Source organism: Pseudomonas sp. Irchel s3a10 (assembly GCF_900187525.1).
GTDB lineage: Bacteria > Pseudomonadota > Gammaproteobacteria > Pseudomonadales > Pseudomonadaceae > Aquipseudomonas > Aquipseudomonas koreensis_G.
This window is the reverse complement of record NZ_FYDR01000002.1, coordinates 515,564-534,703: the sequence shown is the minus strand read 5'-3', so window position 1 is coordinate 534,703 and position 19,140 is coordinate 515,564. Positions and strand designations below refer to the sequence as shown.

Genomic DNA, 19,140 nt, shown 5'->3' with positions numbered 1-19,140 from the left:
TTAACCTGAGCCCACTTCAACGAACAACCCAAGGAATGAGCCGATGAAAACTTTGACTGCCCTGTTTACCGCCGCTGCCCTGACCCTGACTGCTGGCCTGGCCCAGGCTGATGTCCGCGTCGACCAGATCCCTGAGCTGGTCAAATCCGGCAAGATCAAGTCGCTGGAGTCGATGAACGCCGAGGCACTGAAACTGCACCCGGGTGCAACCATCACCGACACCGATCTGGATAACCACTTCAACGGTTACGAGTACGAAGTCGAGCTGAAAACCGCCGATGGCAAAGAGTTCGACGTCGATTTCGATGCCACCACCGGCAAAGTGCTGAGCAACAAGCAAGACACCTGATACACCGCCAACGCAAAGCCGCACGATCAGCGATCGTGCGGCTTTTTTGCGTCCGTTGCCCGGCGAATCACGCGGATGCAGCTTGAAGGGATGCCAAAACCGCCATCAGACCGCTAGTATGGCGACCATCAGATAACGATTGCAGCCGAGAACGATGGGCATGGGGCAGACAGCGGCAGCAGACATCGCGACAATCGGACGGATCAGTGCGGTTCCGGCGATTCTTCAAGTGATTCGCGAACTGACCGGCCTGCGCTTTGCCGCCGTGGCGCGGGTTACCGAGGATTCGTGGACAGCCTGCGCCGTCCTCGATCAACTGGATTTCGGCCTGCAGGTTGGTGGCGAGCTGGATGTGGTCACCACGCTGTGCCACGAAATCCGTGCTGCGCACACCTCGGTGGTGATCGACAAGGCCAGCGAAGACCCGCTCTACCGCGACCATCACACCCCGCGCCTGTACAAGTTCGAGAGCTACATCTCGGTGCCGGTGTTCCGCACTGACGGACGGTTTTTCGGCACGATCTGCGCGCTCGATCCGAACCCGGCACAACTAAAGTCCAGCAGCATCCAGAGCACCATGGAGTCGTTCGCGCGGATGCTCGCGTTGCAGATCGAAGCCGAGGAAAACGCGCAGCGCACCGAAACCGCGTTGTTGCAGGAGCGCGAAACCGCCGAGTTGCGCGAACAATTCATTGCCGTGCTCGGCCACGATTTGCGCAACCCGTTGTTCGCCATCAGCGCCGGCGCCGAAATGCTTCTGCGCAAGCATCCGGATCCGGCCATCGAAGTGCGGGTACGCAACATCCTTGGCAGTGCGCAACGGGCGACGCGGTTGGTGGATGATGTGCTCGACTTCGCTCGCGGACGCTTGGGCAAGGGCATTCCAGTGGATATCCAGCCCTGCGCGGATTTGACCGAAGCCGTGCAGCAAGTGGTGACGGAGATTCGCAACGTGCATCCGCAGCGCACGATTCATGCGTCCATCGGCGATTTGCGGGGCGTGCCCTGCGACCGGGCGCGGATCGCTCAACTGCTGTCGAACCTGCTGGCCAATGCCGTGGCCCATGGCGACCCGGATGGGGATATCGAAGTGATCGCCCAGGTTGAGCACGGTGCGTTGATGCTGGCGGTGAAAAACCTGGGGCATATTCCCGAGGCGATCCTGCCGCATCTGTTCCAGCCTTACTCGCGCCCGACCGGCAGCGCGCCCCAGGCCGGGCTTGGTCTGGGGCTGTATATCGCCAGCCAGATCGCCCAGTCCCACGGCGGGCATTTGCATGTGGCGTCCACCGCACAGAGCGGCACGCTGTTCACCTTCAGCCTGCCAACCCTCTGAAACACACCACAGTTCCCTGTAGGAGTGAGCCTGCTCGCGATAGCGGTATGTCAGTCACCATGAATATGGCAGATATACCGCTATCGCGAGCAGGCTCACTCCTACAGGGTAATCGCGTGATGCTTAAGCCGAAGTACTGACCAGCGAGCCCGAGCTGCTCGATCCGGAATCCTGCAACGCCTGCAACAACGCCGCCGTGGCCGTCTGCAACGAAGCCGAGGTGCTGGAGATTTGCGACTCGGCGGAGGCCACGTCAGCCGCTTTGGCATCAGCATCTTCCTGCTTGGCCTGAGCCGCTTGCAGTGCCTGCTGCTGTTCCTGCAGTTGCTTTTGCAGCTCGGCGATCTGCTTGCGCAGTGCTTTCACCGAATCCGATTCAGCGCTGCTGTCGGAACTGCTGTCGCCTGCCGGAGCCGCGCCCCCGCCGGCCGCCACTTTGCTGGTATCGGCGCTGACGCCAGTGCTGCTGGTTGCAGTGGTCAAGGTGTCGTCACTGGCGTCGCTGATCCTGGTTTTGCTGGTGGCGGTGCTGACGGTCTGATTGATTGAAACAGAGGTGATGCTGACCATGGGCTGGCTCCAATGCCGGTTTTAGATAACCGGCCATCGGCGGCAGTCGCACGGATTTGAGATCGACTGTGTACCGACTCGGTAACCGAACCGGTACACGTCGGCGGACGTCAGGCGCTCAGGCGCGCGGTTACTTCGTTGAGTTGCCCGGACAGGCCATGCAGGTTCTGGCTGGCGCTTTCAGTGCGCTGCACGCTGTTGAGGTTGGTGCTGGCGATCGAGGTGATTTCGGTCAGGTTGCGCGAGATGTCTTCGGCCACCGAGGTCTGCTCTTCGGCGGCGGTGGCGATCTGGCGGTTCATGTCGCGGATCGCCTCCACCGCGTGGGTGATGCGCTCAAGCATGGCGCCGGCCTGGGTCACTTGCTCGACGCTTTCGTCGCTGCGCGCCTGACCGCTTTCGATCGCTTGCGCAGCGTCCACGGCACCGGTCTGCACGTTCTGAATGATCTGATTGATCTCGATGATCGACTCGGCCGTACGCTGCGCCAGATTGCGCACCTCGTCAGCGACCACCGCAAAACCGCGTCCGGCTTCACCGGCCCGCGCCGCTTCAATCGCCGCGTTGAGCGCCAGCAGGTTGGTCTGTTCGGCGATGCCGCGAATCACTTCCAGCACCTTGCCGATGCGGCCGCTGTCGCTTTCCAGGCGACGAATCACCGTGGCGGTATTGGCGATTTCGCCACGCATCTGAGTGATGCTGTGAATGGTGCTCTGCATGACCTTTTCACCCTGCTGGGCGGATTGATCGGCATCGTCCGCAGCCCGCGCCGCGTCCGCCGCGTGACGGGCGACTTCCTGAGCAGTGGCGGACATTTCGTTCATCGCCGTGGCCACCTGATCGGTGCGGTTGAACTGCTCGTTGGTGCCGCCGGCCATGGTCGTGGCGATCGCATTCAGTTCGCCGCTGGCGCTGTCCAGATCACTGGCGCTGCGTTGCAGATGAGTGAAGGTTTCGGCGAGGAAATCACGCAGGGTATTGGCCGCGGCGGCAAGGTTGCCCAACTCGTCCTGACGGTCGTTGGCGACGCGTTCGGCGAGGCGCCCACGGCTCAACTGGGTGACGTAGTCGATCAGCTTGCGGATCGGTTCGATCAGGTTGCGGTTGACCAGCCACAGGCTCAGCAAACCGATCAGCAGACCCGAGCCGAGCATCACCAGAATCCCCAGCAGTACGGTGCTGTCGGCACTGGCGCTGATTTGCGCCGACTGTTCGGTGCCCTGCTTGCGCAGCTCGGCAACCAGTTCGCTCATCTGATCGCTGGTGGCGCGGTCCATGCCTTTGACGGCGCTGTCGCCGGCCGTTGGATCGGCACCGGCAGCAACGTAGGCATCGCGGCCCTTCTGGTAGGCGCTGCCGAGTTGGCGGTGTTCTTCACGCAGACGTTCGATGCGGGTTTTCAGCGCCGGCTCCAGGCCTTTCTGGCCGGCCAGTTCACCGAGAATGTTCTGCACATCGCGCTGACGATCTTCGAACTGGCTCCAGTACTTGGCCAGGTCCGCCGGTTGCTTGCCGCGCAGCAAGACGTTTTTCCATTCCTGCACCTGCACCTTGAATTGCAGGTTGGCCTCGTCGATCAGTTGCGAAGTGTGCAACGGGCCGGCGATCAACTGGCTGTAGTTCTGCACGCCGTTGGACAGGTAATGAAAGCAGGCCAGTGCGATCAACAGAATCGCCAGCAGGCTACCGCTCAGCAGGGCGAGAATTTGTGCTCTCAAGGATTTTTGCAGCATCGCGAGATACTCAGGACAGGGATGAGGCACGCCCGGTAAGGCGTGGAATTTTGCCGGACATCCGTGTCGGCGAGCCTTGACTCATGGCCAAGCGCGCGCAACGTAACCCAAGCGTGATCGGCGTACCAGAGCGCTTCTTGAAGAAAATCCGACCATTGGCAGGTGAATTAACAGAATGTGATCGACCCTGGCCCAGGGTGGGAGCGGGCTTGCTCGCGAAAGCGGCGTGTCATCCACATCATCACTCAATGATCATCCGCATTCGGGAGCAAGCCCCCTCCCACAGAGTTACCAGTGGGCGATCCGGATCGCTGTCATTTTGCAGTCACGCCAACGTCACATGCGGTTGCGATGATGCGGCTCAGTGAACCTGCCATCCCGCGACCGGCGTCCCCTCCTCGCAGCGAGCCTCCATGAACCACAGCCTCGACATCAGTCATCGCGATCCTGATTTGTTCGGTTTGCTTTACGGCTTTCGTTTTCGTCCCGGTGAACGTGGCCGCGAAGTCGATTCGGCGACCGCCCTGCGTTGTCTGCAAGACGACAGCGACAGTGATGAATTCCTCTGGCTGCACCTGAACCTGGCGCACGCCGCGTGCGAGCGCTGGATGAAAAGTCATCTGCAATTGCCTGAAGAATTCTTCGAGGCGCTGCACGAAGGCTCGCGTTCGACGCGCATCGAGCACGTTGACTCGGCGTTGCTCGCGGTGGTCAACGACGTGGTGTTCAACCTCAGCAGCATGGTTTCCTCGGACGTGTCGACGCTGTGGGTCTGCGTGCGCAGCAAACTGATTGTCAGCGCACGCCTGCAACCGCTGCACTCGGTGGACAAATTGCGTTCGTCGGTGAAGGCCGGCGAATGCTTTCGCTCGCCGTCGGAACTGCTGGTGCATTTGTTGCGTGATCAGGGCGAAGTGCTGACGCAGATCGTGCGCAAGACCAGCATGAGCGTCGACCAAGTCGAGGACGAATTGCTCTCCTCGCGCCTGTCGACCAACCGCGCCGAACTCGGCGCCAATCGCCGGGTGCTGGTGCGCCTGCAACGGCTGCTGGCGCTGGAGCCGGGATCCTTGCTGCGCCTGCTCAATCGTCCGCCGCCGTGGCTGCAGAAGGAGGACGTCAAGGAGCTGCGCAAATCCACCGAGGAGTTCGCGCTGATCATCAACGACCTCACCGCCCTCGGCGAGCGGATCAAACTGCTCCAGGAAGAAATCGCCGCCAACCTCAACGAACAGAGCAACCGCACACTGTTCACTCTGACCGTGGTCACGGTGCTGGCGCTGCCGATCAACATCATCGCCGGTTTCTTCGGCATGAACGTGGGGGGTGTACCGCTGGCGACGGATCCGGAGGGGTTCTGGATTCTGGTGGCGCTGGTCGCGACGTTCACCGTGATTGCCGGGCGCTGGGCGTTTCGCAAGCGTGGGGATTATTGACCCCTGATTTATGTGTTCACCACAGATCTCTGTGGGAGGGGGCTTGCTCCCGAAGGCGTCAGGTCAGCCAACATCATCGCTGAATGACAGACCGCATTCGCGAGCAAGCCCGCTCCCACCCCGGATCGCGACCAGCCAAAATACTTCATTCACGGCCCATCTCCTGTGGGAGGGGGCTTGCTCCCGAAAGCGTCAGGTCAGCCAACATCATCGCTGAATGACAGACCGCATTCGCGAGCAAGCCCGCTCCCACCCCGGATCGCGACCAGCCAAAATACTTCATTCACGGCCACCTCCTGTGGGAGGGGGCTTGCTCCCGAAGGCGTCAGGTCAGCCAACACCATTGCTGAATGACAGACCGCATTCGCGAGCAAGCCCGCTCCCACCCCGGATCGCGACCAGCCAAAATACTTCATTCACGGCCCATCTCCTGTGGGAGGGGGCTTGCTCCCGAAGGCGTCAGGTCAGCCAACATCATCGCTGAATGACAGATCGCATTCGCGAGCAAGCCCGCTCCCACCCCGGATCGCGACCAGCCAAAATACTTCATTCACGGCCCATCTCTGTGGGAGGGGGCTTGCTCCCGAAGGCGTCAGGTCAGCCAACATCATCGCTGAATGACAGATCGCATTCGCGAGCAAGCCCGCTCCCACCCCGGATCGCGACCAGCCAAAATACTTCATTCACGGCCCATCTCCTGTGGGAGGGGGCTTGCTCCCGAAAGCGTCAGGTCAGCCAACATCATCGCTGAATGACAGACCGCATTCGCGAGCAAGCCCGCTCCCACATTTGGATCCACATCTCATTCGGATCAGCGGAGGGACTAAAACCGCAAACACTGACCTGTCGCAGTCTCTCTGTAACATTCTGCAATGATCATGACCGACATTCCTTCCCTCGCTCAGGATTGTCCGCTCATGGCTACTCCCTCCCTGACCGCCGCCCGCCCCACGTCCGCCCACGGCGGCCGGCCGGCACTTGATAAAAAACCCGGGCCGTTCACTTACGTGGTGTTCTTCGCGGTGCTCGCGATGGGGATGCTATTCACCGCTTACAGCCTGATGCACGACATGCATGAGCTGGGCACCACCGTCACCACCTGGACCCCGTTCCTGCTGCTCGGCGTAGCGCTGCTGATTGCGCTGGGCTTCGAGTTCGTCAACGGTTTTCACGACACCGCCAACGCGGTCGCGACGGTGATCTACACCCACTCGCTGCCGCCGAATGTGGCGGTGGTCTGGTCGGGCTTCTTCAATTTCCTCGGGGTGCTGCTGTCCAGCGGCGCGGTGGCGTTCGGCATCATCGCCCTGCTGCCGGTGGAGCTGATTCTGCAGGTCGGTTCGTCCGCCGGTTTCGCGATGATCTTCGCCCTGTTGATCGCGGCGATCCTGTGGAACCTCGGTACCTGGTGGCTGGGCCTGCCGGCCTCCTCTTCCCACACGCTGATCGGCTCGATCATCGGCGTCGGCGTGGCCAACGCCTTGATGCACGGGCGCGACGGCACCAGCGGCGTGGACTGGGCGCAGGCGACCAAGATCGGTTACGCCCTGCTGCTGTCGCCGCTGGTGGGCTTCGGCTGCGCGGCGCTGTTGCTGCTGGCCATGCGCGCCTTCATCAAGAATCGCGCGCTGTACAAGGCGCCGGAAGGCAACAACCCGCCACCGTGGTGGATTCGCGGTTTGCTGATCGCCACCTGCACCGGTGTGTCTTTCGCCCACGGCTCCAACGACGGGCAGAAAGGCATGGGCCTGATCATGCTGATTCTGGTTGGCACCCTGCCGATGGCTTACGCGTTGAACCGCACCATGCCCGCCGATCAGGCGTTACAGTTCGCCGCTGTCGCCGAGGTCACCCAGCAAGCGCTGGTGAAAAACACCCCGCTGCCGGCCCCGGCCGATCCGCGTCCGGTACTCTCCGATTACGTGCGCAGCAAGCAAGCCACACCGCAACTGATCCCCGCCCTCGCCGCCCTCACCGGACACATTGGCGCGGAGGTGAAAGGCTATGGTTCGCTGTCGAAAGTCCCGGCCGAAGCCATGGGCAACGTGCGTAACGACATGTACCTGGCCAGCGAAAGCATTCGCCTGATGGACAAGAACAAGGTCGGCAATTTCGACGCTGACACCACTGACAAACTGCAACTGTTCAAGCAGCAGATCGACAACGCCACGCGCTTCATTCCGCTGTGGGTGAAGATCGCCGTGGCCATCGCCCTGGGCCTGGGCACCATGGTTGGCTGGAAACGGATTGTGGTGACGGTCGGCGAGAAGATCGGCAAAACCCACCTGACCTACGCCCAGGGCGCCTCGGCGGAAACCGTGGCGATGCTGACCATCGGCGCGGCGGACATGTTCGGTTTGCCGGTATCGACCACTCACGTGTTGTCATCGGGCGTGGCCGGGACCATGGTTGCCAATGGCGGCGGGCTGCAGATGAAGACCATCCGCAACCTGCTGATGGCATGGGTGTTGACCTTGCCGGCGGCGATTCTGCTTTCAGGCAGCCTCTATTGGCTGTTCACCCAGATCTTCTGAACGACCCGGCCCCCCTGTAGGAGTGAGCCTGCTCGCGATAGCGGCGCTTCAGTCACATCTACATCGACTGACAGCACGCCATCGCGAGCAGGCTCACTCCTACAGTTGATCTGCGGCAAGTTACAACGTCGAACGGATGACATCGCCCAACCACTCCATGAAGACCCGCACCCGCAGCGGCAAATGCCGTTGCCGCGCATACAGGATTGAAATGCCCATCGCCGGCGCCGTGAACTGCGGCAGCACAGTCACCAACTCGCCAGTTTCGAGGTGCGGTTGCATGCCGGTGCGCGGTACCTGGATGAGGCCGAAACCGCCCAGGCACGCCGACTCGTAAGCATCGGTGCTATTAACCGTGACACTGCCAGCCATCGGCAGGCGCCGCACCTGTCCATCCTGTTCATACACAAACCCTTCCGAGCGCGAGCCGAGCACGCCGACGTAATGCACCAGCCGATGCTGCGCCAGATCCTCCAGCGTCTGCGGCACACCATAGCGTTCGAGGTACGCGGGGCTGGCGCAGTTGATCATCGGGAAGTCGCCCAAGTGCCGCGCCACCACCGATTGATCCGGCTGCGCGCCAATGCGCACCACACAATCAAAGCCCTCGCTGAGCAGATCGACGCGGCGGTCGGTGCTGCTGATTTCCAGCTGCAGATTCGGATGTCGAGCCATGAACTCCGGCAGCAGCGGCATGATCAGGCGCCGCGCGAGGATGTTCGGCATGTCGACACGAATCCGCCCGCTCAGCGAGGCCGGATCCTGCCGAAACAGCCCCTCGATCTCATCCATGTGCGACAGCAGATCCTTGCTGCGTTCGTACAGCACCAGGCCGTCCTGAGTCGCCTGCACCTTGCGCGTGGTGCGTTGCAGCAGGCGGGTGCCGAGCAGGGTTTCCAAGGCCTGGACGTGTTCGGAAACCGTCGAGCGCGGCAACCCGAGACTCTCGCCGGCCAAGGTGAAACTCGACAATTCGCTGACCCGGACGAAGGTGCGCAGCAGTTCCAGTTTGTTCATGAGGACACCCGTTGATTGTTCGGCTGAGTCGATCAGTGATTCCGCTTTCAGTCTGTTTATCACCCCATGGCGGATAAATAAACTTTGCTCATCACCACTCACCGCAATCGAGGATTTCACATGAGCCGCAAAATCGCATTGATCACCGGCGCCAGCCGTGGCCTGGGCAAGAACGCCGCCCTGCACCTCGCCGCCGAAGGCGTGGACATCATCGGCACCTACAACAGCCGCGCCGATGAAGCCCAGGCGCTGGTCGCTGAACTGGAACAACGCGGCGCCAAAGCCGTGATGCTGCAACTGGACGTCGGTCGCAGCGAAACCTTTGCCGATTTCGCTTCGCGGGTTGAGCAGGCGTTGCAGCACTTTGATCGCCCGCGCTTCGACTTTCTGATCAACAACGCCGGGATCGGTGTGCACGCGGCGTACGCCGAGACCACCCCGGAACAGTTCGACCTGCTGATGAATATCCAGCTCAAAGGGCCGTTCTTCCTGACTCAGCAACTGCTGCCGCTGATCAATGACGGCGGGCGCATCATCAACATTTCCAGCGGCCTGACCCGCTTCAGCCTGCCGGGCTACGCTGCCTACGCGGCGATGAAAGGCGCGATGGAAGTGCTGACCCGCTATCAGGCCAAGGAGCTGGGCGCGCGGCAGATCGGCGTGAACATTCTGGCACCCGGCGCGATCGAGACCGACTTTGGCGGCGGTGCCGTGCGCGACAACGCGGCGTTGAACGCGATGGTCGCCAGCAACACCGCACTGGGCCGCGCCGGGCAGCCGGATGATATTGGGGGTGCGCTGTCGATGCTGCTGGCGCCGGGTGCGCAGTGGATCAACGGGCAGCGGGTCGAGGCATCGGGTGGGATGTTCCTCTAAACCCAAACAGTGTGGCGAGGGAGCTTGCTCCCGCTGGGGTGCGAAGCGCCCCCCAAAACCGGCCAATGCGGTCTGTCAGACAGACCGCGTTTATCGAGTTTACGACTGCTGCGCAGCCGAGCGGGAGCAAGCTCCCTCGCCACAGTTTGTCTTCCAAACTCAAGCAGCACGGGCCGTCAATAACCGCTCGCGCACCACGTCATAGCCCCAGTGATACACGTAGGTGTACGGCAGGAAAAACAGCAGTACACCGATGTCGAGCAAGAACGCTTGCCACAGGCTGACCGACAACCACCAGGCAATCAGCGGCACGCCCATCACGATCAATCCGCCCTCAAACAGCAGCGCGTGGACCACCCGGGTCCAGGCGTTGTGCGCGACATTCAGGCGCTTGAGCATGCGATCGAAAAAGCCGTTGAACAGCACGTTCCACGCCAGCGCCAACATCGCGATCAGCAAGGTCACCGCGCCCATGTCCAGCAGCGGTTTGTCCATGATCCACGCCAGCAACGGCGTACAGATCAGAATCGCCAGACACTCGAAACCGATGGCCTGGAAGATACGTTCAGTGATGGATTTGTTGGCAGTCATGGCCTGACTCCTTGAGTGAAGATGGTTGCCATGATCCGGCCTCGCACCGATACTTCATAACCAATAACCATCGATCAAGGCGATAGTTCATGGCTTCGCAGGAAGTGCTGCTGGCGTTTGTCCAAGCGGCCACTCAGGGTTCGTTTTCAGCGGCGGCGCGCAAGCTGGGGCGCAGTCAGTCAACCATCAGTGCGGCGGTGGCCAGCCTGGAGATCGATCTGGATCTGGTGCTGTTCGACCGTAGCAGCCGCAAACCGACCCTGACCCCGGCCGGGCACGTGATGCTGCAACGGGCCGAGGCGATTCTGGCGGCCACCAATCGCATGGAAATGAGCGCCCGACAACTGGCCCAAGGCGTTGAGCCGAAGCTGACCGTGGCGATTTCCGACACCTATCAATCGGCGCGTTTCGAAGCAGCGCTGGTCGGCTTCGAGCAGCGCTATCCGGATCTGGAGCTGGAATGCCTGATCGCCGAGTGCGACGACCTGATCGAACTGGTTCAGCGTGGCCGCGCGCACCTGGCGTTTGCCGAAATGCAGGACACCTATCCACCGGATCTGGTGACCTCGACCGTTGCCGAGCGCACTGACCTGGCGCTGTTCGTCAAAGGTGATCATGTGCTGACCCGTGTCGAACGGGTCGACCAGCAGGTGCTGGAGCAGCATCGCGAGTTGCGCCTGGCGACCATCGTCAATCCCTACGACAGCCGGGCGAAGGGCCGGGTGTGGTCGGCGCCGAGTTACCTGATGCTGATGGAAATGGCGGAGATGGGCTTTGGCTGGGCGGCGCTGCCGCGCTGGCTGGTGGCGCGTTTCGGGAATGGCTCGCTGGTGGAACTGACGGTGCGCGGCTGGCCGCGGCCGGTGTATGTCGATGCGTTGTGGTCGCGCATTTATCCGCCGGGGCCGGCGGGGAGCTGGTTACTGAGCAAGATGCTGGAATAAAAGCTCCCAATCGCGAGCAAGCCCGCTCCCACAGTTGGAATGCGCTCACCTGTGGGAATGCTGGAATAAAAGCTCCCAATCTCGAGCAAATCCGAAGTTTTCATGCTGACTTTACTGGCCCCTTCGCGAGCAAGCCCGCTCCCACAGTTGGAATGCGCTCACCTGTGGGAGATGCTGGAATAGAAGCTGCCAATCGCGAGCAAACCCGAAGTTTTCATGCTGACTTTACTGGCCCCTTCGCGAGCAAGCCCGCTCCCACAGTTGGAATGCGCTTACCTGTGGGAGATGCTGGAATAGAAGCTGCCAATCGCGAGCAAACCCGAAGTTTTCATGCTGACTTTACTGGCCCCTTCGCGAGCAAGCCCGCTCCCACAGTTGGAATGCAATCATCTGTGGGAGATGCTGGAATAGAAGCTCCCAATCGCAAGCAAGCCCGAAGTTTTCATGCTGACTTTACTGGCCCCTTCGCGAGCAAGCCCGCTCCCACAGTTGGAATGCAATCATCTGTGGGAGATGCTGGAATAGAAGCTCCCAATCGCGAGCAAGCCTGATGTTTTCATGCTGACTTTACTGGCCCCTTCGCGAGCAAGCCCGCTCCCACAGTTGGAATGCAATGATCTGTGGGAGATGCTGGAATAGAAGCTCCCAATCGCGAGCAAACCCGAAGTTTCATGCTGACTTTACTGGCCCCTTCGCGAGCAAGCCCGCTCCCACAGTTGGAATGCAATCACCTGTGGGAGCGAGCTTGCTCGCGAAGGGGCCGGCACTGCCAATGAATACCTCGGATCAGTCCAGCTCGCTCAGCCGCCCCTCGATAAACCGCCGCTCCGGCTCTTGCCGGGTCAGTTCCAGTGCTCGCCGGTACGCCGCCCGCGCCTGCTCCACCCGACCCAACTGCCGACAAAACTCCGCCCGCGCCGAATGCGCCAGGTGGTAATCCTGCAACTCACCGCGATCCAGGATCCCCTCGATCAGCGTCAGCCCGGCCAACGCGCCATCGCGCTTGGCCACTGCCACCGCGCGGTTCAACTCGATCACCGGCGACGGCATCGCGCGCAACAGCACGTCATACAGCCCGACGATCTGCTGCCAATCGGTTTCTGTCGCTGACGGCGCTTCGGCATGCACCGCGGCAATCGCCGCTTGCAGGCAATACGGCCCAAATCGCCGCGTGGTCAGCGCCCGCTCCACCAGCGCACAACCTTCGGCGATCAACCCGGCATCCCAGCGCGAGCGATCCTGATCGTCCAGCAGGATCAATTCTCCACTGGGTGACGTGCGCGCCGGCCGTCGCGACTCATGCAACAGCATCAACGCCAGCAGGCCCATGACCTCCGGCTCCGGCAGCAATTCCATCAGCAACCGCCCCAGCCGAATCGCTTCGCGAGTCAGGTCTTCACGGGTCAACTCAGCGCCCATCGACGCCGAATAGCCTTCGTTGAACACCAGATAAATCACCCGCAACACGCTGTCGAGGCGCTCGGGCAGTTCGCTCAGGCTCGGTACTTGATAAGGGATTTTTGCATCGCGAATCTTCGCCTTGGCGCGCACGATGCGCTGGGCAATCGCCGCCGGCGCCGAGAGAAACGCGCGGGCGATTTCCTCGGTGGTCAGGTCGCAGACCTCACGCAGCGTCAGCGGCACTTGCGCATCCGCCGCCAGCGCCGGGTGACAGCAGGTGAAGATCAGCCGCAGGCGGTCGTCTTCCACGTCTTCGCCACTCCAGTCGGCCTGTTCCAGTTCTTCGAGCTGCGCCAGCAACAGCGGCTGCGAGGCCTTGAAGCGGGCGCGGCGGCGCAACACATCGATGGCCTTGAAGCGCCCGGTGGACACCAGCCAGGTGCGCGGATTGTCCGGCACACCGTCGCGCTGCCAGCGCTCGACCGCGACGAAGAACGCCTCGTGCAAGGCTTCTTCGGCGAGGTCGAAATCCCCGAGCAGGCGAATCAGCGTGGCAAGAATCCGCCGCGAGTCTTCGCGATAGACCTGCTCGACCCGCGCCCGGACTTCAGACATTCAACTGTCGCACCGGACGCACTTCAACGCTGCCGACCCGGGCCGCCGGAATGTGGCCGGCGACCTGAATCGCTTCGTTGAGATCCTTGGCATCGATCAGGTAGAAACCGGCCAGTTGCTCTTTGGTTTCTGCGAACGGGCCATCGGTGATCGACAGCTTGCCGTTGCGCATACGCACGGTGGTCGCGGTCTGCACCGACTCCAGCGCTTCGGCCGCGACCATCCGCCCACTGCCCTGAATCGACTCGGCGTAGGCCCAGCACTCCACGTCTTCCGGGCTGTCGGGCGAGGTGTGCAGCAGGCGCTCATCGCTGTAGACCAAGCATAAATACTTCATGGCGTTCTCCTGAATCGAACGGATCAACTATGGCTGAAGATCAGGGCTGCACATCGAACAGCGTGCTGCCGCTCATCGGATCGAACGGCGCCGACCAGTGCTCGTGGACAATCTTCCACGTCCCGCCCACCTGCCGATAGCACGCAGTAGCGCGCATCCAGCAGCTCTGGGTTTCGCCCTTGTCGTTGGTGCCGCCGCAGTTGGCGACCCAATGGGCGAAGGCAATGTTGTCGGCGGTCTCGATGGCGATCTCGTGGAACTCGAAAACGTGCGGGCCGGGGCACATCTCCATGCAGGCTTCCCAGTGCGCGCGGTAAGCGGGTTTGCCCTTGAATTGCAGGGCCTTGATCGCGTCGAAGGAAAGAATGTCATCGGCATACAACGCCATGACTTTGTCGACGTCCTTGGTCATCACCGCTTCGCGGTAGGTGTTGATCAGGGCCTGGATTTCAGTCTGTGCGCTCATGGTGTTCTCCGTGTTTTTGTTGTGAAGACACCCCTTAGTCGTTCGGCAAACAGGCAGATCGACAGCCGAAACAAAAAATTTCCGCCGAACACAAAATCGCTAGAATCCGAGGCTCATCTTTGTAGGAAAAAGGAAATTCCCGTGTCAGCCCAACTCGTGCCATACGACAGCCTGAACGCCTTGCAGCGTCAGCGGGTCGAGGCGATTGAAATCCATCCCGAGCAGATCAAGTTCTCCGGCGACATCCATGGCGCGCTGCATACGCTGCTGTCCAGACCCGGTCCCGGCGTCAAAGGTTTCGCGCTGCTGGCCGATCAGGTGCCGGTGGCGTTCCTGCTGCTCAAGCGCCCACCGGTGTTGCCGGCCTGGGCCGATGAACACAGCGCCACCCTGCACGCCTTGCAGGTCGATCACCGCGCGCAGGGCAAGGGTTACGGCAAGGCCTGCCTGCAAGCGTTGCCCGAGGTCGCGCGTGAAGCATGGCCGGAGATCAAGGGCCTGGAGCTGTCGGTGGATGCCGATAACGAGGCGGCGATCGCGCTGTACGCCAAACACGGTTTCGTCGACAGCGGCGAGGCGTACAAGGGCCGGATCGGTTACGAGCGGCGTATGGGACTGTTTTTCTAAATCATCAAGGGATGCACGATGATCGATTCGATCGAAGCACTGGAAGCTATTTACGGCCTGCCCCACGACCGCGCGGTGCGCAAGCAGATCGGTTTTCTCAACGAGGATTATCAGGCGATGGTGCGCCTGTCGCCGCTGGTGATCGTCAGCTCGGTGGGCGCCGACGGCCTCGACAATTCGCCGCGCGGTGACAAAGCCGGGTTCGTGCGGATCATTGATCAGAACACCTTGGCCCTGCCAGACCGCCCGGGCAACAACCGCATCGATACCCTGCGCAATGTGCTGCACGATCCACGGGTGTCGCTGCTATTCATCATTCCGGGGATTGGCGAGACGTTGCGGGTCAATGGCACCGCGACCATCAGCGCCGATCCTGAGCTGCTGGAAAGCTTTGCGGTGAACGGCAAACCGGCGAAAACGGTGTTGCTGGTGACGGTGGAAGCGGCGTTTTTCCACTGTTCGAAAGCCTTTGTGCGCTCTGACGCCTGGAACCCGGAAACCCACCTGCCGCGCTCGGCCCTGCCCTCTGCTGGCGCTTTTCACAAGCGTCTGAATGACGGGCAGTTCGACGCCGAGACCTACGACCGCGAAGCACCGAAAAGAGTAAGCGACACTCTCTACTGACACCTATCAACGAGTCACCACTGCTCCCCTGTGGGAGCGGGCTTGCTCGCGAAGGCGTCGTTTCAGATAAATCATTGGCAACTGACACACCGCCTTCGCGAGCAAGCCCGCTCCCACATTTGGGCTTGCAGCGATTTTCAGAGGGTCAGAATCATCTCGTGCCACGCCATCCCGCCGTGATCCGACTCCGACGGTTTGATGTAGGCAAAGCCGAACCCGGCGTACAGCGCAATATGCTTCTCCTTGCACATCAGATGAATCGTCGCTTTATCCATCCCGCGCATGCGCTCGATGAACTCGGCCATCAGCCGCTTGGCCAGGCCCTGCCCCTGATAGTCCGGGTGCACCACCACCGACATGATCACCACGTTCGGCCCTTGCGGGTCGTGACCGATCAGCTCCTTGAACGCCTCGTCGGACATCTGCACGTCAAATGCCGCACCGGAGTTCACGAAACCAGCGACTACGCCGTCCACTTCGGCGACGATGAAACCCTCTGGCCAAATGGCGATGCGCGTGGCGATCTTCTCGCGAGTGGCGGCTTCATCGCCTTCGTAGGCAACGGTTTCGATCGCGTAGCAGCGATCCAGGTCGGCGGCGGTGACGTTGCGGATGACGGTGTTCATGGCAGCTCGAAAATCAGCGGAGAAAAGTGCGCAAAGCATAAAGGAATAAGGTGTTCATATCGATCCGCGCGGGGGGCGTAAAGCCTGCGTATAAGCGCTTTTCTTCGTGCCGGCGACGGGCTATTCCTGCGGTGTGTCTCTGATCACCCTTGGGGGTAACCGCTTATGAGCAGCGTTGAAATCGGCCTGTTGATGGTGTTGGGCATCAGTACGTTCGGCTTTATCACCCTGGGCATCGACCTGTTGCGGGCACGACGGCTGGGCAAGGGCAAGCGCGGTTGAACAACATGAGGCGGATCAGCGATCCGCCTCATCGTTATGGGCTCAGGCCTTGGTATCGACCGGTACGCAGATTTCCAGTTTGCCGGTGTGCAGTCGCGGATTGAAATCGGCGCTGTAGCGCTCCAGCTCCGGGGCATTCAGTTCCACGTAGTGAGAGGTCGGCAGCCAGGTCTTGTAGATGTATTGCAGGGTTTGCGGCAACTGGTCGAGCGGGCCCTTGTGCTCGAACACCGCGTACTGCCGGGGCAGCACTTCGACCCACTGGTAGACCTTCTGGTCGAGGTCATCGAGCTTGCTGATTTCCACCCCGGCGATGTAATCGAAACCACCCTTGCCGTCGAAATTGCTGCAGACGCCGTAGGTCACTTCGTTTTTTTGTCCCTGTATCTTTCCCAGGTGCGGCAAGAACTTTTCCCACAGCGCGGGAATGTCCTTGGCAGTGTCCTGAGTGAATCGACCACGAAATCCCGCGATCAGCAGGAAGTGTCCATGTTCGAAGCGAGGTTCCGCCACTTCGACGCGTTTTTGCTCATCCATGACTCGACTCCTGGAACAAAAGTAGGGGTTCGGCTGCTGAGTATAGAAGCCAAACCCGATTCGCAACGTCACAAGGCGTGCAACTGGTCGGCAGCCCCGGAGCCAACGAACTCGTTATAACCGGATACGATCACGTAGACCGCGAAATAGCAGAAGATCGCCGCCGATGCCATGTAGGAGTAGCGCAACAGCTTGTCACCCAGCAACTTGCCGCCGTGGCTCGCGGCAAAGCACAGACCGGCCGACCACAGCAGACCGGCGCAGAGGAAACCACCGAGGAACAGCGCCGAACTCACCGGGCCACCGCCACCGGAACGGGCGATAAGAGTGCCGCCAACTGCGGCGAACCAGAGGATCGCGCTCGGTGAGGACATGGCGAGGAAGATCCCGCGAAAGAACTCCTTGCGATGCGAGTTCTGCCCCACCTCCGCCGTCGCCGCCAACTGCGCTTCGTGGTGAATCGCCGAGTAGATCATCTTCGCCGCAAAGTAGATCAGCAGCGCAGACCCGCCGATCCACAGCACCCAGCGCACGCTTTCGTACTGCAGCAGCACGGTCATCCCGGCCAGCGCCAGCACCGCATAGATCAGGTCGCCGACGCAGGTGCCGAGGCCCAGCGCGAAGCCCTGAAAGTATCCCCGCTGCATCGCCAAGGTGATCATCGCGATGTTGGCTACGCCGATGTCCAGGCACAGCGAAAGGCTCAGCAAGAAGCCGCTGGTGAATTCCATCTACCGATTTCCTTGGAAAAATTTGTTTACACGCAGGCTGGACAGCCTGCCATCACAGCCCTTATCTTCCGCCACAGGTCACCGCAGTGACCAGCGTCGCTCGGACGGTTCCGGGCGCTTACGTTATCCGAGGCAACAATGGCTGAACAAGGTTCGCCGCGCCGCTTTGCGCGCATAGATCGACTCCCCCCTTACGTTTTCAACATCACCGCCGAGCTGAAGATGGCCGCGCGGCGCCGTGGTGAAGACATCATTGACTTGAGCATGGGCAACCCCGACGGGGCCACGCCGCCGCACATTGTCGAAAAACTGGTACAAGTTGCCCAACGCGAAGACACCCACGGTTACTCCACGTCCAAGGGCATTCCGCGCCTGCGCCGGGCGATTTCCAACTGGTACAAGCAACGCTACGCGGTCGATATCGACCCGGAAAGCGAAGCCATTGTCACCATCGGTTCCAAGGAAGGCCTGGCGCACTTGATGCTGGCGACCCTGGATCAGGGCGACACGGTACTGGTGCCGAACCCGAGCTACCCGATTCACATCTACGGCGCAGTGATTGCCGGCGCCCAGGTGCGTTCGGTGCCGCTGGTGCCCGGCGTGGACTTCTTCGACGAACTGGAGCGGGCCATCCGTGGCTCGATCCCCAAGCCGAAAATGATGATCCTCGGCTTCCCGTCCAACCCCACCGCGCAGTGCGTGGAGCTGGATTTCTTCGAACGGGTGATCGCCCTCGCCAAGCAGTACGACGTGCTGGTAATTCACGACCTGGCCTACGCCGATATCGTCTACGACGGCTGGAAAGCCCCGTCGATCATGCAGGTGCCGGGCGCCAAGGACATCGCGGTGGAGTTTTTCACCCTGTCCAAGAGCTACAACATGGCCGGCTGGCGCATCGGTTTCATGGTTGGCAACCCGGAACTGGTCAACGCCCTGGCGCGGATCAAGAGCTACCACGACTACGGCACCTTCACTCCGCTGCAAGTGGCGGCGATTGCCGCGCTCGAAGGCGATCAGCAATGCGTGCGCGACATCGCCGAGCAGTATCGCCAGCGCCGCAACGTGCTGGTCAAAGGCCTGCATGAGCTGGGCTGGATGGTCGAGAATCCGAAGGCGTCGATGTACGTCTGGGCGAAGATTCCCGAGGCTTACGCGCATCTGGGTTCGCTGGAATTCGCCAAGAAACTGCTGGCCGAGGCCAAGGTCTGCGTCTCGCCGGGGGTGGGTTTTGGTGAGTATGGCGATGATCACGTGCGCTTTGCGCTGATCGAGAACCAGGACCGGATTCGTCAGGCGGTGCGCGGGATTCGCGGGATGTTCCGGGCGGATGGCCTGGCCCCGAAAACCACTGCCTGACACCTATCCTCCTGTGGGAGCGGGCTTGCTCGCGAAGGCGTCGTGTCAGTCAACATTTTCAGCGACTGATACACCGCTTTCGCGAGCAAGCCCGCTCCCACATTGGTTTTGGGTGAAACCTAAAATCAGGGCACAAAAAAACCGCATCGCTG

General features: G+C 61.2%; 19 protein-coding genes and 1 pseudogene. 9 read left to right on the top strand and 11 right to left on the bottom strand.

Features of this window, described 5'->3' with window-relative positions:
- The first annotated feature begins 43 nt into the window (after window positions 1-43).
- Complete coding sequence (locus CKW11_RS07925) at window positions 44-349, top strand: PepSY domain-containing protein (protein WP_007917758.1); 306 nt, start codon at window positions 44-46, stop codon at window positions 347-349.
- A 160-nt stretch (window positions 350-509) separates the two neighbouring features.
- Window positions 510-1,685, top strand: coding sequence for a GAF domain-containing sensor histidine kinase (locus CKW11_RS07920; RefSeq protein WP_095137096.1), 1,176 nt, complete (start codon window positions 510-512; stop codon window positions 1,683-1,685).
- A 123-nt stretch (window positions 1,686-1,808) separates the two neighbouring features.
- On the opposite strand, the gene CKW11_RS07915 is transcribed toward CKW11_RS07920, so the two are convergent.
- The 3 genes and pseudogenes from CKW11_RS07915 to CKW11_RS29075 form a co-directional block, all read right to left on the bottom strand.
- Window positions 1,809-2,255, bottom strand: coding sequence for a hypothetical protein (locus CKW11_RS07915; RefSeq protein ID WP_095137095.1), 447 nt, complete (start codon window positions 2,253-2,255; stop codon window positions 1,809-1,811).
- A 110-nt stretch (window positions 2,256-2,365) separates the two neighbouring features.
- Entirely contained in the window at window positions 2,366-3,070 is a 705-nt protein-coding gene (locus tag CKW11_RS29080) for a methyl-accepting chemotaxis protein (RefSeq protein WP_371917868.1), read from the bottom strand.
- Between the two features lie 228 nt (window positions 3,071-3,298).
- Window positions 3,299-3,409: pseudogene (locus CKW11_RS29075) on the bottom strand (hypothetical protein); the annotation flags it as partial.
- Between the two features lie 992 nt (window positions 3,410-4,401).
- On the opposite strand from CKW11_RS29075, the gene CKW11_RS07905 reads away from it, so the two are divergent.
- The gene (locus CKW11_RS07905) at window positions 4,402-5,424 is read left to right on the top strand and encodes a transporter (protein WP_047599633.1); all 1,023 of its coding nucleotides are present in this window, start codon (window positions 4,402-4,404) and stop codon (window positions 5,422-5,424) included.
- A gap of 917 nt (window positions 5,425-6,341) precedes the next feature.
- Window positions 6,342-7,958 (top strand): inorganic phosphate transporter, encoded by a 1,617-nt coding sequence (locus tag CKW11_RS07900; RefSeq protein ID WP_095137093.1) that lies wholly within the window; start codon window positions 6,342-6,344, stop codon window positions 7,956-7,958.
- Window positions 7,959-8,078: 120 nt separating this feature from the next.
- On the opposite strand, the gene CKW11_RS07895 is transcribed toward CKW11_RS07900, so the two are convergent.
- Entirely contained in the window at window positions 8,079-8,975 is an 897-nt protein-coding gene (locus tag CKW11_RS07895) for a LysR family transcriptional regulator (RefSeq protein ID WP_095137092.1), read from the bottom strand.
- 120 nt (window positions 8,976-9,095) lie between these two features.
- Here CKW11_RS07895 and CKW11_RS07890 point away from each other — a divergent pair, with 120 nt between their 5' ends.
- Window positions 9,096-9,851, top strand: a complete 756-nt coding sequence (locus tag CKW11_RS07890; protein WP_095137091.1) for an SDR family NAD(P)-dependent oxidoreductase — start codon at window positions 9,096-9,098, stop codon at window positions 9,849-9,851.
- Window positions 9,852-10,010: 159 nt separating this feature from the next.
- On the opposite strand, the gene CKW11_RS07885 is transcribed toward CKW11_RS07890, so the two are convergent.
- On the bottom strand, window positions 10,011-10,442 hold the full coding sequence (locus tag CKW11_RS07885) for a multidrug/biocide efflux PACE transporter (protein ID WP_095137090.1): 432 nt from the start codon (window positions 10,440-10,442) through the stop codon (window positions 10,011-10,013).
- Between the two features lie 89 nt (window positions 10,443-10,531).
- Between CKW11_RS07885 and CKW11_RS07880 the strand changes: the two genes are divergently transcribed.
- Window positions 10,532-11,386: a LysR family transcriptional regulator gene (locus tag CKW11_RS07880; RefSeq protein WP_095137089.1), complete on the top strand. Its 855-nt coding sequence runs from the start codon at window positions 10,532-10,534 to the stop codon at window positions 11,384-11,386.
- A gap of 786 nt (window positions 11,387-12,172) precedes the next feature.
- On the opposite strand, the gene CKW11_RS07875 is transcribed toward CKW11_RS07880, so the two are convergent.
- Genes CKW11_RS07875 through CKW11_RS07865 form a run of 3 tightly spaced genes read right to left on the bottom strand, consistent with a single transcriptional unit; the run spans window position 12,173 to window position 14,205 of the window.
- Window positions 12,173-13,402, bottom strand: a complete 1,230-nt coding sequence (locus tag CKW11_RS07875) for an RNA polymerase sigma factor (RefSeq protein ID WP_095137088.1) — start codon at window positions 13,400-13,402, stop codon at window positions 12,173-12,175.
- Window positions 13,395-13,739: a YciI family protein gene (locus CKW11_RS07870; protein ID WP_095137087.1), complete on the bottom strand. Its 345-nt coding sequence runs from the start codon at window positions 13,737-13,739 to the stop codon at window positions 13,395-13,397. Before CKW11_RS07870 ends, CKW11_RS07875 begins: the two co-directional genes overlap by 8 nt.
- Window positions 13,740-13,779: 40 nt before the next feature.
- Window positions 13,780-14,205 carry a nuclear transport factor 2 family protein gene (locus CKW11_RS07865; protein WP_095137086.1) on the bottom strand — a complete coding sequence of 142 codons (426 nt, stop codon included), beginning with the start codon at window positions 14,203-14,205 and terminating at the stop codon, window positions 13,780-13,782.
- Between the two features lie 141 nt (window positions 14,206-14,346).
- Between CKW11_RS07865 and CKW11_RS07860 the strand changes: the two genes are divergently transcribed.
- Both CKW11_RS07860 and CKW11_RS07855 read left to right on the top strand, forming a co-directional pair.
- A complete protein-coding gene (locus CKW11_RS07860; protein WP_095137085.1) occupies window positions 14,347-14,832 on the top strand; it encodes an N-acetyltransferase in 486 nt (161 codons plus the stop codon).
- An 18-nt stretch (window positions 14,833-14,850) separates the two neighbouring features.
- Entirely contained in the window at window positions 14,851-15,456 is a 606-nt protein-coding gene (locus CKW11_RS07855) for a pyridoxamine 5'-phosphate oxidase family protein (protein WP_095137084.1), read from the top strand.
- Window positions 15,457-15,593: 137 nt separating this feature from the next.
- Here the strand turns inward: CKW11_RS07855 and CKW11_RS07850 are convergent, their stop codons facing one another.
- The 3 genes from CKW11_RS07850 to CKW11_RS07840 form a co-directional block, all read right to left on the bottom strand.
- Window positions 15,594-16,082 carry a GNAT family N-acetyltransferase gene (locus CKW11_RS07850; protein WP_095137083.1) on the bottom strand — a complete coding sequence of 163 codons (489 nt, stop codon included), beginning with the start codon at window positions 16,080-16,082 and terminating at the stop codon, window positions 15,594-15,596.
- Between the two features lie 324 nt (window positions 16,083-16,406).
- Window positions 16,407-16,901: a GyrI-like domain-containing protein gene (locus tag CKW11_RS07845; protein WP_095137082.1), complete on the bottom strand. Its 495-nt coding sequence runs from the start codon at window positions 16,899-16,901 to the stop codon at window positions 16,407-16,409.
- 68 nt (window positions 16,902-16,969) lie between these two features.
- Window positions 16,970-17,632, bottom strand: coding sequence for a LysE family translocator (locus tag CKW11_RS07840; RefSeq protein ID WP_095137081.1), 663 nt, complete (start codon window positions 17,630-17,632; stop codon window positions 16,970-16,972).
- 138 nt (window positions 17,633-17,770) lie between these two features.
- Here CKW11_RS07840 and alaC point away from each other — a divergent pair, with 138 nt between their 5' ends.
- Window positions 17,771-18,988 (top strand): alanine transaminase, encoded by a 1,218-nt coding sequence (gene alaC, locus CKW11_RS07835; protein ID WP_095137080.1) that lies wholly within the window; start codon window positions 17,771-17,773, stop codon window positions 18,986-18,988.
- Window positions 18,989-19,140: the final 152 nt, after the last annotated feature.